This window comes from Amycolatopsis sp. NPDC043889 (genome assembly GCF_056435645.1).
The window spans coordinates 30,233-42,909 of sequence record NZ_JBWKEC010000035.1 but is presented as its reverse complement, the minus strand read 5'-3'; the positions used below and the strand labels follow the sequence as shown (position 1 = coordinate 42,909).

At 67.0% G+C, this 12,677-nt stretch carries 10 protein-coding genes; 2 read left to right on the top strand and 8 right to left on the bottom strand.

Annotation, left to right across the window (positions count from 1 at the left end; genetic code table 11):
* Positions 1-18: 18 nt before the first annotated feature.
* From AC0685_RS37545 to AC0685_RS37515, 7 genes are all read right to left on the bottom strand, one after another.
* Complete coding sequence (locus AC0685_RS37545; protein WP_478229826.1) at positions 19-1,971, bottom strand: ABC transporter ATP-binding protein; 1,953 nt, start codon at positions 1,969-1,971, stop codon at positions 19-21.
* Positions 1,972-2,169: 198 nt separating this feature from the next.
* A complete protein-coding gene (locus AC0685_RS37540; protein ID WP_478229825.1) occupies positions 2,170-3,012 on the bottom strand; it encodes a prephenate dehydrogenase in 843 nt (280 codons plus the stop codon).
* Between the two features lie 132 nt (positions 3,013-3,144).
* The gene (locus tag AC0685_RS37535; RefSeq protein WP_340684939.1) at positions 3,145-3,942 is read right to left on the bottom strand and encodes a helix-turn-helix domain-containing protein; all 798 of its coding nucleotides are present in this window, start codon (positions 3,940-3,942) and stop codon (positions 3,145-3,147) included.
* Positions 3,943-5,263: 1,321 nt separating this feature from the next.
* Positions 5,264-5,872 (bottom strand): D-Ala-D-Ala dipeptidase VanX, encoded by a 609-nt coding sequence (vanX, locus tag AC0685_RS37530; RefSeq protein ID WP_478229824.1) that lies wholly within the window; start codon positions 5,870-5,872, stop codon positions 5,264-5,266.
* On the bottom strand, positions 5,869-6,909 hold the full coding sequence (vanA-Ao2, locus tag AC0685_RS37525) for a D-alanine--(R)-lactate ligase VanA-Ao2 (RefSeq protein ID WP_478229823.1): 1,041 nt from the start codon (positions 6,907-6,909) through the stop codon (positions 5,869-5,871). The genes vanX and vanA-Ao2 overlap by 4 nt, the downstream gene beginning before the upstream one ends.
* A gap of 1 nt (position 6,910) precedes the next feature.
* Positions 6,911-7,942 carry a VanH-AOV family D-lactate dehydrogenase gene (gene vanH, locus AC0685_RS37520; protein ID WP_478229822.1) on the bottom strand — a complete coding sequence of 344 codons (1,032 nt, stop codon included), beginning with the start codon at positions 7,940-7,942 and terminating at the stop codon, positions 6,911-6,913.
* 120 nt (positions 7,943-8,062) lie between these two features.
* Positions 8,063-8,788, bottom strand: a complete 726-nt coding sequence (locus AC0685_RS37515; RefSeq protein WP_478229821.1) for an alpha/beta fold hydrolase — start codon at positions 8,786-8,788, stop codon at positions 8,063-8,065.
* Between the two features lie 70 nt (positions 8,789-8,858).
* Here AC0685_RS37515 and AC0685_RS37510 point away from each other — a divergent pair, with 70 nt between their 5' ends.
* Positions 8,859-9,500, top strand: coding sequence for a TetR/AcrR family transcriptional regulator (locus AC0685_RS37510; RefSeq protein ID WP_478229820.1), 642 nt, complete (start codon positions 8,859-8,861; stop codon positions 9,498-9,500).
* A gap of 311 nt (positions 9,501-9,811) precedes the next feature.
* Here AC0685_RS37510 and AC0685_RS37505 read toward each other — a convergent pair whose 3' ends face one another.
* Positions 9,812-11,164 carry a hypothetical protein gene (locus tag AC0685_RS37505; RefSeq protein WP_478229819.1) on the bottom strand — a complete coding sequence of 451 codons (1,353 nt, stop codon included), beginning with the start codon at positions 11,162-11,164 and terminating at the stop codon, positions 9,812-9,814.
* 303 nt (positions 11,165-11,467) lie between these two features.
* Here AC0685_RS37505 and AC0685_RS37500 point away from each other — a divergent pair, with 303 nt between their 5' ends.
* Complete coding sequence (locus AC0685_RS37500) at positions 11,468-12,673, top strand: AI-2E family transporter (RefSeq protein ID WP_478229818.1); 1,206 nt, start codon at positions 11,468-11,470, stop codon at positions 12,671-12,673.
* Positions 12,674-12,677 lie beyond the last annotated feature (4 nt).

Here is a 12,677-nt window from a genome sequence, read left to right as displayed (position 1 = left end):
GCGCTGCGGAACTCATCGTCATCCTCCGTAGACCACGGTGTCCAGCGGTTCCGGCTCTTCGTCGAACTCGTCTTCCTCGGGCTCCGGCTTGGGCGCGTTGTTCTCCGGCCTGGCGAACTGCGTGTGGTAGAGCTCCGAATACAGCCCACCCCGCGCCAGCAACTCGTCGTGCGTCCCGCGTTCACGGACCGTTCCGCCGTCGATCACGAGGATCTGGTCGGCCTCGCGGATCGTGGACAACCGGTGCGCGATCACCAGCGACGTCCGGTCGCGCAGCGCGGTCTTGAGCGCCCGCTGGACGGCGGCCTCCGACTCGGAGTCCAGATGCGCGGTGGCCTCGTCCAGCACGACGACCGTGGGCGCCTTCAGCAGCAACCGGGCGATGGCCAGACGCTGCTTCTCGCCACCGGACATCCGGTAGCCGCGGTCGCCGGTGACGGTGTCGAACCCGCGGGGCAGCGACTGGATCAGGTCCCAGATCTGCGCCCCCTTGCACGCTTCGACCAGCTCTTCCTCGGTGGCGGTCGGACGGGCGTAGAGCAGGTTCTCCCGGATCGTGTCGTGGAAGAGGTAGGCGTCCTGGCTGACCACCCCGACCGTGCCGCGGATCGAGTCGAAGGACAGGTCGCGCAGATCGTGCCCGTCGAAGCGGACCGCGCCGGCGTTCGGGTCGTACAGCCGGGAGACCAGGTGGGTGATGGTGCTCTTCCCCGCGCCGGACGGGCCGACGAGCGCGGTGAGGGTCCCGGCGGGCGCCTCGAAGCTGATGCCGCGCAGGACGTCCGCCGTCTTGTCCCCGTTCTCCCGCTTGGTCCGCAGGTGTTCGAGCGACGCCAGCGAGACCTCGTCCGCGGTGGGATAGCGGAACACCACGTCGTCGAACTCGATGCCCGGCGCCGCGTTCTTCTCGAGTTCCTTCGCGTCCGGGCGCTCCTGGATCAGTGGCTTGAGATCGAGCAACTCGAAGATCCGCGCGAAGCTCACCACCACGGTCTGCGCGGTCTCCTGCAGCCCGGACAGCTGGGTGATCGGCCCGAACAGCCGCCCCAGCAGGGTGGCGATGGCGATGAGCGTCCCGAGCTGGAACGCCCCCTCGATCACGAGCCCGCCGCCGACCCCGTAGACGACCGCCGTGGCGATCGACGCCATCAGCGCCATCATGGCGAAGGACATCCGGGCCCAGATGGAGATGCTCACGCCGATGTTGCGGATCTTCCCGGCACGCTTGCGGTAGTCGGCCATCTCCTCGTCCGGGCGGCCGAAGAGCTTCGAGAGCATCGCGCCCTGGACGTTGAACCGCTCGTGGAGGAGCCCGCCGAGCCCGGCGTTCGTCTCCATCAGCGTTCCGGTGCGGCGCTGGATGATCCGCCCCACCCAGATCCAGGGAATGACGAACAGCGGGACCAGCACCAGCGTGACCACGGCGACCAGCCAGGACAGGTAGAACAGCTCGGCCAGCACGAGCAGGACGGTGACCACGCTGGTGGCCGCCATCAGCAGATGACCGAACGCCTGCTGCGCCATGATGAGCTCGGTGTGCAGCCTGCCGACCAGCACCCCGGTCTGGGTGCGGGTGAAGAACGCGATCGGCAGCCGCCGGACGTGATCGAGGGCCTGCACCCGGAGGTCGTAGGTGACTCCCTCCCCGATCTTCGCGGAGACGTAAGCGGACAACAGCGACAGCAGCGCGCCCGCCACGGCGAGGCCGGCGGTCAGGACCGCCATCAGGATGACGACCCCGAAGTCGTTCTTCAGGATGCCGCCGTCGATGAGCTCCTTCATCAGCAACGGAGTCGCGACGACGACGAACGCCTCCATCGCGGCGATGAGGACGAAGATCGCCACCTTGCCGACGTGGGGGCGGAAATACGCGAGGACTCTGCGCACCGTCCCCGGACGGACCCGGTTCGACCAGGGATCGGGGTCGTCATCGCTCTTGGGCGACGCCCCGAAGCGCAACATTACTTCCATTTGGGCATCCCTCTCACGCACGAAGTCGGCGAGTTCAATCGTGCTGAATCGTGTCGATGTCCACGAGTGGCGCCCGGGACCATCTCCGGCCGGACCGTCCACAAGGGACTCTGTACAGGGTGGTGCGGCGCGCGTTCATGTCGCGAAAGCCACTTTCGCAACACACCAAGCCTGCCTTACCTCTCAGAAGAACCGGCCCTACGGGGCCACGGCCGGACCGGCGGGGATCCGGCCGTGGCCGTCCACCCCGCGCCGCAGCAGATCCGTCACGTCGTCCAGGTCACCCGCCCGCAGCGCCGAGGCCGCCGCGGCGAGATCGGCCGCGATCCGGTCGAGGACCGCCGCCACCGGCAGCGCGTTCCCGGCGAGAATCTTTCGCCACAGCGAAGGATTTCCGGCCGCGATGCGGGTGACGTCACGCAACCCCTGCCCGGCGAGGCGCAAAGCGACGTCGTCGCCGTTCGCCAGGCTCGCCGCCACCGCCGAGGCCGCCACGTGCGGGGCGTGCGACACCAGCGCCACCGCCGAGTCGTGCTCGGCCGCGCCGACGGTGACGGCCTCGGCCCCGCACAGCGACACCAGTTCGCAGGTCAGCCGTAGTGCCTCGGCGCCGGTTTCGACGCCGGGGCACAGCGCCCACGGACGGCCCGCGAACAGGCCGGCGCGGGCCGCGGCCGGTCCCGATCGCTCCCGTCCCGCGAGCGGATGCCCTGGCACGTAAGAGATCAGGTCGCAGCCGAGCCGCTCCGCGTCGGCGATCGGACCGGCTTTGACGCTGGCGACGTCGGTGTACGCCCGCGCCGCGCCCTGCTTCTGGAGTGCGGCCAGCCGCTCCCCCACGAGGTGCGGTGGGACGGCGATCACCGCCAGATCCACTTCCTCGCCGGTCCATTCGCGGCCGGCGCCGAGCTCCCGCGCCACTCGTACGGCGTGTTCGTCGATGTCGGTGAGATGGACGGTGACACCCTTTTCCCGCAGGGACAACGCGGCCGACGTGCCGATCAGGCCGGTGCCGACGACGAGCGCCTTCTCGATGGTCACAGCTACTTCTTAGGCCGCTCTCCCGGCGATGTCGAGCCGCGCGGCCTGGGCACCGTGCGAGAAATACGAAGAGGACTTCTCCGCGTGTGGTGCGGAAAAGCCCCCTTCGCGCCTACCCGATGCCGCCCGCGATCACCGTGCGGCCAGATCGGTCGCCCGGCTCTCCAGGTGATCCGCGAACCCCGCCCAGACCCGGGCGTGATCCCTGGCGAATCCGGCGACCACGCCGTACAGGTGCGGCGGGACACCGTGCAGGATCCGTTCCCATTCCTGCCCGTCCATGGAGTGCATGGCGAGCATGCGCAACAGGATCCGGCCGACCTCGCTCAACCGCAGCGCCGGGTCGGCCTTGAGCCGCTCCAGCACGGTGAGCCGTTCCCGGTCCAGCGAGTGACCGAGGTCGGTTTCCGTCAGGCTCAACGGATCCGGCTTCGTGCGCAGTCTCCTGCTCCCGTCCGGGGTCGGGCTTTCCCCACGCTCCAGCCTGCCGCGCACGTCCCGGACCGTCTCCGGGGAGATGCCGACCTGCTTGGCCACCTGACGCAGTGAAAGACCGGGATCGTTGCGGATCAGATCGGCGGCGAGCTTCCGCCGCTCCGAGCTGTCGACGGGCCGGATCCGCCCGTCCCGCCCGATCCTGGCGCCGTTTCCGCCTTCGCCGCCCCGCCTGCGCAGGTCCGCCACGGTTCCCGCGGAAATACCGGTCGCCGAAGCCACCCGCCGATCGGACCACTGCGGATGTGTCCCGATGATCTGGACGGCCGCCCGTTTCCGATCCGCGAGGGAAAGCGGCAGACCGTGCCGGATGTTCGCTTCCACCGCGAGCACGAAGGCGTCGGACTCGGCGCCGTCGATGAACCTCGCGGAGATTTTCGTATCGCCTCGTACTCGTGCCGCCTTCAGCCGGTGCAGGCCATCGACCACCTGCATCGTCGGTCGGTGAACGAGAATGGGCGGTAGCTCCCACTCCGCCGACAACAGTGTCTCGACATGCTCTGGATCCTCGCCCGAAGTGCGCGGCGAACAAGCAGTGGACAGTCTCGACAGCTCGATTTCGACGACAGGGAGAGCGGACAAGTCAACTCTCGTCGGATCCACCTAGCCCCCATTGAATCTGTTGATTCAGCAACTTTCAGACACGGCACGGAAACCCACCGTCCAACTGCTCGGCTTCGGTGCTTGGACACCATGAACCCGTCCGACGCCGGCCTCGGCCGCAGGGCGGGATGTCCTCGACGGTGAGGAACCCTCAAGCGCCACAGGCAGAACCGCATGCGGCGGCCCGCCTCGACGGTCTCCCAGCTGACCGTTGGCGCGTATTCCGACGAACTACCGAAGCTGAACGGCATCCTCCCATCGCCCCGACGGCGATCTGCGAGACGAAACGCTCGACGGCTTCGGCCCGGCAGGACCGACACTTGGTCAGCCTGACGAAACCGACACCCGCTTCAGCGCGAGTCCCGGACATGTCCGATCTTATGACTCCATACCTGCTCGGTTCAGAGGATCGGCGAGTGAAGTCTTTGGTTTGGCTCGTGGTCGCGAGTCACCGACGCACCCCCTCTGTCCCCAGCAAAGCGTGCACACCATGTCAGCCCCAGCTGATGCGCACCTGTGCAGCATGGCATGAACAATCCATGTCGGCAATTGACGAACAGTGTGATTTTCGTAGTGAACAGGGGGCCCAAGATCAATATCCGGAACTCCGCATGCCGTATTGACTCGTTTGGCGAACATAAGTAAAGGGCCCGCGTACAAGCCTTGTTCCTGTCGTCCGGTTAGCCTGTTCGCAGGTCTTGTTAGGCCGTTCGCGCGGCTCGTCTTCTCTCCGGATGATCACAGCACCGGCGGTTCATGTTCCGTTCTTCGACACTTGTTCACACGAACGGCCGAGCCCGCGTCCCACGGTCCGGGCGGAATCTCACCCGGCCGGGGATCACCCGCGAGCAAAGCGAAGCGTGGCAGGCTGGAAGCCGGCCCCGGTTCGTCCGTGCCGTCATGGTCGGCGGCGCCGTCCACCGATCCACCGGAAGGAGGTTTCGTGCGCACAGGACAGGAAAAGGACAGCGTTCGACCTCCCCCGATCACCACGCGGGACGGACCACACCGTCCGGCCCCCGCACGGAAATTCATAGGATGAAATGGTGTTCGCGGCAATTGTCGCCGCGAGAGTGCCTTCACAAACCCCGAAGCGCGCGAAGGCCCCCTTCCCTCGGCTGAGCCGAGGGAAGGGGGCCTTCACGCGCGACACCTACGCGATGGGGAAATCGAAATAAGTGTCCGGGTAGGGCTCGTCCTTCAGGCTGTAGTGCCACCACTCGCACTCGTACGAGCTGAAGCCCGATCCCTCCATGGCCGCGCACAGGTGCGCGCGGTTCTTCGCGGCCTCTTCCGTGACGCCCGCCGCCCCGTGATGCGAGACGACGTCCATCAGGTCGTGGTCACCACCCATGTCGGCGAGTTCGCCGGTGTCCAGGTGGTAGAGCGTCAGGTCCACGGTGCTGCCGCGGCTGTGGCCCGACTTGGTGGCCACGTAGCCCTTTTCGAACATCTGAGGCCGGTCGATGTTCGGGTAGTGCCTGACCTTCTTCCGGCCGTCTTCGGGCTCTTCCGCCCACCGCATGAAGCGGTCCACGGCGCGCTGCGGGCGGTACCCGTCCCACAGGAGCAGCCCGAAGCCGAGTTCCTCGGCCTTGTCCCGCGCCTTCTCCAGCGCCGCGCAGAACGCCCGCGTGCCGACGATCCGGTTCACCAGGTACCCGTCCACCGGCTTGCCCGTGAAGTTGTCCCACGTGGCGTACTTGGCGTCCCAGCGTATTCCGGAGACAACCTCGTCTACGAAGACGAAATCATCCTTCATTCGTCACGGCCCGCCAGCGTCAGCTTCACCAGGCGGTCGATCACGTCGCCGAGCGAGAGGCCGGCGGCGGCCATCATGCGCGGGTAACGACTGTACGAGGTCAGGCCGGGCAGGGTGTTGACCTCGTTGAGCACCACGCTCCCGTCCTCCTTGAGGAACAGGTCGACCCGTGCGAGCCCGCGGCAGCCCAGGGCGCGGTAGATGACCTTGGCCGTCTCCTGGACGAGGTCACGCGACTCGTCCGGGATGTCGGCGGGGACGATGAAGCTCGAATTCTCGGAGCCGGTCTCGGGGCTCTTCTCCTGGTGGATCTTGAAGAAGCCGTGGGTCAGCGCGACCCGGTCGACCTCGCCCGCGAACAGGTCTTCGTCGTTGCCGAGGATCGAACAGCCGATCTCGCTGCCGATGACGGCCTCTTCGATCAGGACCTTCGCGTCGTACTGGCGCGCCTCCGCCAGCGCGGCGGGCAGCTCTTCCTTCGCGGAGACCTTGCTGACGCCGAACGACGAGCCGGAGCGGGCGGGCTTCACGAAGACCGGGTAGTTCAGCTGATCCGGGTCGACGTCATTGTCCGGCGTGACGATGTAGAAGGTCGGCGTCGCGATCCCCGCGCCGCGGACGACGGAATAGGTGAGGGCCTTGTCGATGCACATGACCGAGCTCGGGAGGTCGCAGCCGACGTAGGGGATGCCGGAGATCTCCAGCAGGCCCTGCATCGCGCCGTCTTCGCCGAACTTGCCGTGCAGGACCGGCAGCACCACGTCGAGGGCGATCGTCTCGTACTTGCCCTCGTCCAGGACGAGCAGACCGTGTACCCCGCGGTCCGGCGACAGCACGGCCGGGCGGACGTTCCCGTTCTCCCAATCCTCGGCGGGGCCGTCGCAGAGCATCCAGGAACCGCTCCGGGTGATCCCGATGTAGTACGGCTCGTACTTCTCGAGGTCGAGGTTCTTCTGGACCTCGCGCGCAGATTTGATGGAGATAGGATGTTCTTCGGAAAGCCCGCCGAACAGAATTCCGATTTTCAGCCTACCCATACTACTTCCCGCTTTCGAATTGGAGACAATTGATGATGGAGTTTTCAACAGTGTCACTCAGCGCGTGGTCCGTGTAATAGGCGGTATGCGGACTGATGAGCACGTTCGGCAGTTTTTCCAACCGCAGCAACGTTTCGCTCTCTATCGCCTTGTTCCTGCAGTCGGCGTAGAAGATACCTTCCTCTCCTTCGAGGACATCCAGCGCCGCTCCGCCCAGCTTTCCGCTTTCCAGTGCCGAAATGAGGGCTTCGGTTTCGATCAGCGGACCACGTCCGGTGTTGATGATGTACGCGCCGTCCTTCATCCGCTCGATGCTCTTCTCGTCGAGGAGATGATAGGTATCCGTGTTGAGCGGCACGTGCAGTGTCACGATGTCGCTCTGCTGCAGCAATTCGTCGAGTGGGACGTAATCGGCCGAGGCGGTCAGCACCGTGTCGTAGGCCAGCACCCGGCAGCCGAAGCCACGCAGCCGCTCCAGGACGGCGACCCCGATACGCCCTGTTCCGACCACTCCGACGGTCAGATCGCGCAGCTCTTTCCCGCGCACCTCGTTCAGCCGGTAGTCGTGGACCTCGGTGCGGCGGATGATGGACTTGGCGTCGCGCACCGCCATCAGCATGAGCATCAGCGTGAAGTCGGCGACGCTGTCCGGCGAGTAGGCGACATTGCCGACGGTGATGCCGACGCTCGCCGCGTACTCCACATCGATGTGGTTGAAGCCGATGCTCCGCGTGGAGATGTATTTCACGCCCGCTTTGCCGAGCGCGAGAAGAATGGTATTCGTGACCTGGGTCTTATGACCGATACTGATACACCTGTTTCCGGAGACCAGTTCGATATTGGCCTCGGATACCGGCTCCTCCGAAATGGTCGGCATTATGCCGAAACGAGGTGCCATCTCCCGGAACAGGGCGGCCTCGTCCTGCCCGCATCCATAAATCGTGATTCCCCTTGCCAAGACGGCCGAGGAGGAGGCGGACGCCAGCGATCCGGTGCGGGGGGCAGCTGATCGCGCTGGTTCGCTGTAGGTCATGCCCGACATTGTAGGCAGCGCGATGTTGCCGCTTCTTATGGGGTTTTCGATGCCCGGACAATAAGTTACCAACCGGTAGCGCCGAGTGCACGACGTTGTCTTCACCTGCGCCGTACAGCTCTATCGCAGATCTTGCCCGCCCGTCCCCGGCGTCGAAACCGTCCCGTGACGGATGCCACAAAGCCACGCCGACACGAGGTCCGCGAGGGCTTCCGGAGCGTCTCTGGCCACGAGGTGCCCCGCCGCCGGGACACCGGTGACGGCGACACGCGGATTGGCCGTGCGCAAACGACCCACATCGGCTTCGCGGAGCGGTGAGCCCTGCCCGCCGTGCACCACCAGGATGGGCATGTCCAGGGCCCCCGCCGTCGCGAGCAGGGCGGAACCCGAGCCGAGGACGTCCTCCACCAGGCGGGTGTAGCGGCCGCCGAGCCCGTGGAAGCCGAGCCACGAACGCACCCGGGCCGGTTCGAGGTCGGGTACGACGTCGACGAGCACGAGCCCGGAGGCCCTGGCCGCGACGACGGGGTCCGCCAGCGCGGCGATGGCGGCCAAACCGCCGACCGAGGCCCCCACGAGGACGATCGGCGCCGGCTGACTCCCGATCATCCCGGCCACGTCGCCGGCCAGTGCCCGGAGCGTGGTCGCCCGGCCGGAACTGTCCCCGTGACCACGCAGGTCGAAGGCCACCGACCGGAACCCGCGCCGGGCCAGCACCGCGGCGACCGGCGCCCAGACCGCGCGGCGTTCCCCGCCCGCGTGCAGCAGCAGAACCGTCGGACCGGCGCCGGTCACCGTGCTCCGCAGGATGACATCGCCCAGGTCAAGACTGGTTTCGGCACTCATGACAGCCCTCCTCACCTTGACCTGTCAAGGTAGCGCGGATACCTTGGCACCTCAAGGTACGATCCCGATTGTGACGACTCCCCGAGCACGCCGGACTCCCGAAGAGGCCCGGCGGCTGATCCTCGACGCCGCGGCCTCACTGCTCGGCGAGTCCGGTGTCGCCGCGGTCCAGATGCGGGCCGTTGCCGCGCGGGTCGGCATGACCGACGCCGGCGTCGCCCATCACTTCGGCAACCGCGAGAAACTGCTCGCCGAACTCCTCCGGCACGGTGGCCGCCGTCTGCGGGACGCCCTTCAGGAACTCCTCGCGAGCTGGCTCGACCGCGGCGCCGACCTGCTCGAACTCGTCGAGGCGCTGCACGATCTGTACCGGAACGGCTACGGCGAGCTCGCGGTGGCACTGCACGCGGCGGGCTGGCGCGACCCGGGCAGCGGGATGCTCGACCCGGTCGTCGACGCCCTCCACCGGCTGCGGCCGCCCGGCTGCTCCCTCGAAGACACGCGGCTCGCCGTCGCCGCCCTGCATCAGGCGATGGCCACGGAGGCCCTGTACGGGAGCGATTTCCGGCGCAGCGCCGGGATCACCGGAGCCGCGTCGGACGATTCGGCCGCGCAAGTGCGCTGGTGGGCGCGCCAGCTCCACCTCGCGCTCGGACTCAGGCCCGATGACCGGGCGGGCGACCGCGGGGTCGTGAGTGGTGAGGACGGTTAGAACCCAATGCCACTTGGCTTGTCTTGAGGATGAAACCCAATTCCGTGTCTTCGTTGTCCTGGCCGGGGCCTGCGTTTCGCTGAGTGCTTCTCGGCGGTGCTGGTGTGGCGGGTGTGCCGTGTGGCGTCGGTACAGGGGTCGTGAGTGAAAAGGGTCGTTCTAACGACCCGGATCACTCACGACCCCGCGACCCCCGCCTGATGCCGCACCGACAGTCGACACCGACAAAACCGCAGGCCAAGAGATTGATCAACTTGAGCTACGTGGCATTGGGTCAGAACCGTCCTCACCACTCACGTAGACCCGGAAGGTCAGCGAATACCCTGCGAAATGCGCTCGCCCAGGCCTTCGACGTCATCGAGCGCTGCTCGCAGCTCGGCGGCGTACTCCTCGGCCCCGGCCCGCAGGCCCCGTTCGACGACGCCCACGGAGTCGAACGCCTCGACGTCCCCGCCGCTCAGCGCGGCGACGGACTCCTTGACGACGGCACCGAGCAACAATTCTTCGGGCACCCCCGGCTTCCCTTCCAGCGGCCAGACGAGGTCGTCGAGCACACTCTGCCCGCCGACCTCGCGGACCAGTCCGGCCGCGGTGATCCCCGGCACCCGGAAACCCTCCGGCAGCACCGCGCGGACGCTCAGGTTGCGCGAAAGCCAGTACAGCAGCTGCGCGTTCACTTCCAGCTTGACCGGCCTCGGCGCCAACCACAGCGTGAGGTTCACGTAGTATTCGGTGAGGCGGTCGAGCACCTCGCCGCCGTTCTGGAAACCCCACAGGTTGATGTCGAAATAATGGTGCCACGTGGCGTCGGCGACGATCCGCCCGACCCCGGCGGCCACACCGTCGTACACACTGGACACGCCGTAGACCTGACCGTTGCGCTTGTCGGTGCCCTGCGCGACGATCTCGGGTTTCGGCTGTCCCGTGCGCCCCGACGGCCACACGTCCGACGGATACCGCTCGGGAATGAGCAGCTGGCCCTCGTGCATGTGGTCCGGGAAAACGGTGATCGGACCCCGCCTGCCCTGGAACAACGCGTGCGGCCTGCCGAGCCGCTTCCGCAGGATCAGTTCCTGCGGGTACGGGTCGAGGTCGTTCGGGATCGGGTTGTCGATGTCGCTGCCCCACGGATCCGGCTGGTGGGTGTTGTGGCTGAACTCGATACTCGCGTCCGGCCGGTCGTTCCACACCCGCAGCTCACCCGCGCGCGGAACCCGGTGCCCCAGCGCCCGCCCCAGGTTCAGGTACTCGGGCAGCGACGGATCCGCCCCCGGCGGACGCGGATTCGAGTGATCACCGGTGATCAGCACGCCACCACCGGCGTCCATCCATGCCCGCAGCGCGGCGACCTCCGCGTCCACGAGCTCGTTTTCCGGCTCCCCCGGCATGTTGGACTGCAGCAGTCCGAAGAACCACACCTGCTCGTATCCGCCGAGGACATCGGAAGTGAGTTTGTTGGCGGCGTGCCCGCCCTCGTGCCGGTTGATCAAATCAATCTCGAACTGAGCGAAGAACGGCTGATTCGCCAAGATCAGATCACGGACGATCCCCAATGAGAATCCGTTGTTCCCGGTGAAGCCGACAAAATCCGTGTAGAACAGGATTCTGATCTTCGGCTTGGCGAGCGGACTGACCTGATCGGCGACAATACGTGCGTCGAACATCGATTTCCCCCTTGTTTGAAGCGCCATGCCGTCCTCCCCGGCGGCGCCGTCCCTTCCACGTATACCGGAACTTCCGGCGGGCGCGCAGGCGCCGACGCACGGCTGAGGAATTCGCTGCGATCAAGCGGTGAATCGGCCGAATTCCCTCTTTCACGGTTCCAACCGTCCTCACCACTCACGAGAGCCGGCGCGGCGCGGCCGCCTCAGGGACGGCAGCTTTCGCCCACGCCGGGTGACCTCCGGACGGTGATGCCCTGCCACCGTGGAACAGCCGATCGCCAGACCGTCTCCGGAGGATGCCGCATGGTGCGAATCTCATTCGACGATTTCCCATCGCACCCGCTCCGCCGGCCGCGATGGGCACGCCACCGCCGGACAACGGACGAGCGACAGGAAGTCAGCCGCTTCGCGAGAGGGCTCTCCACCGGCGCGCCACCGGTTCCGTCGCCGCCTCCCGACCTGCGGGGCACCGGCGCGCCACTGCCCCGCGCGCTGGTGGTGCTGCTCGGTTCCGCCGCCGCGGTCATCGTGCTGGCCGGACTGAACGCCGTCGCCTGGCTCGTCGGGCCCGTGTTCCTCGCCCTCGTCATCGTGATCACCCTCGATCCGGTGCGAGCGTGGTTGCGCGGCAAGGGTTTCCCGCGCTGGCTCACGGTCGCCGTCCTGGTCGTCACCGTCTACGCCGCGTTGCTCGTGCTGTTCCTGGTGATCGTGGTGTCCCTCGCGCAGTTGTCCGCCCTGCTCCCCCGCTATGCCGGACAGGCCGACGAACTGCTCCGGGACGGAATGGCGTTCCTCGGCCGGTTCGGGATCGGCGATCCACAGATTCGGGAAATGATGTCCGCTGTGGACACCGGGAAGCTGATCGGTTTCGCCGGTTCCCTGCTCGCGGGCGTCGGCGGCCTGGTCACGAACCTGGCCTTCCTGCTCGCCCTGATGTTGTTCCTGAGTACCGAATCGGCGTGGGCCGGGCAACGGCTCGGACGGATCGCGCGCGATCGGCCTTGGGCGAGCGCGGCGTTGCGCCGTTTCGCCTTCGGCACCAGGAGGTACCTGATCGTGACGACGGTGTTCGGCGGAGTGGTGGCGGCGCTTGACATCGTCGCGCTCGCTCTGCTCGGCATCCCGGCGGCCGTGCTGTGGGGCCTGCTGTCCTTCGTCACCAACTACGTGCCCAACGTGGGCTTCGTGATCGGTGTGGCCCCGCCCGCGCTCATCGCGCTCCTCGACGGTGGCTGGCGTGTCATGCTCATGACCGTCGCCGTATACGTCCTGCTGAACTTCGTGGTGCAGTCGTTGATCCAGCCCCGGTTCGTCGCGGAGTCGGTCGGTCTGTCCACTTTGGTCACCGTGCTGGCGCTCGTCTTCTGGACCTGGCTGCTCGGTCCGCTCGGCGCCGTCCTCGCCGTGCCGGCGACGCTGTTGGCCAAGGCCTTGCTCATCGACGTCGATCCGCGCGCCCGGTGGGCGGAGGCGCTGCTGTGCGCGCCGAACCGGGAGAAGGACTGACCGG

What these genes read in the sequence shown, in the direction of transcription:
- AC0685_RS37545 (WP_478229826.1), bottom strand. Translation starts at nt 1,971, where the DNA reads ATGGAAGTAATGTTGCGCTTCGGGGCGTCGCCCAAGAGCGATGACGAC.
- AC0685_RS37535 (WP_340684939.1), bottom strand. Translation starts at nt 3,942, where the DNA reads ATGCAGGTGGTCGATGGCCTGCACCGGCTGAAGGCGGCACGAGTACGA.
- vanX (WP_478229824.1), bottom strand. Translation starts at nt 5,872, where the DNA reads ATGAAGGATGATTTCGTCTTCGTAGACGAGGTTGTCTCCGGAATACGC.
- vanA-Ao2 (WP_478229823.1), bottom strand. Translation starts at nt 6,909, where the DNA reads ATGGGTAGGCTGAAAATCGGAATTCTGTTCGGCGGGCTTTCCGAAGAA.
- vanH (WP_478229822.1), bottom strand. Translation starts at nt 7,942, where the DNA reads ATGACCTACAGCGAACCAGCGCGATCAGCTGCCCCCCGCACCGGATCG.
- AC0685_RS37515 (WP_478229821.1), bottom strand. Translation starts at nt 8,788, where the DNA reads ATGAGTGCCGAAACCAGTCTTGACCTGGGCGATGTCATCCTGCGGAGC.
- AC0685_RS37505 (WP_478229819.1), bottom strand. Translation starts at nt 11,164, where the DNA reads ATGTTCGACGCACGTATTGTCGCCGATCAGGTCAGTCCGCTCGCCAAG.
- AC0685_RS37500 (WP_478229818.1), top strand. Translation starts at nt 11,468, where the DNA reads ATGGTGCGAATCTCATTCGACGATTTCCCATCGCACCCGCTCCGCCGG.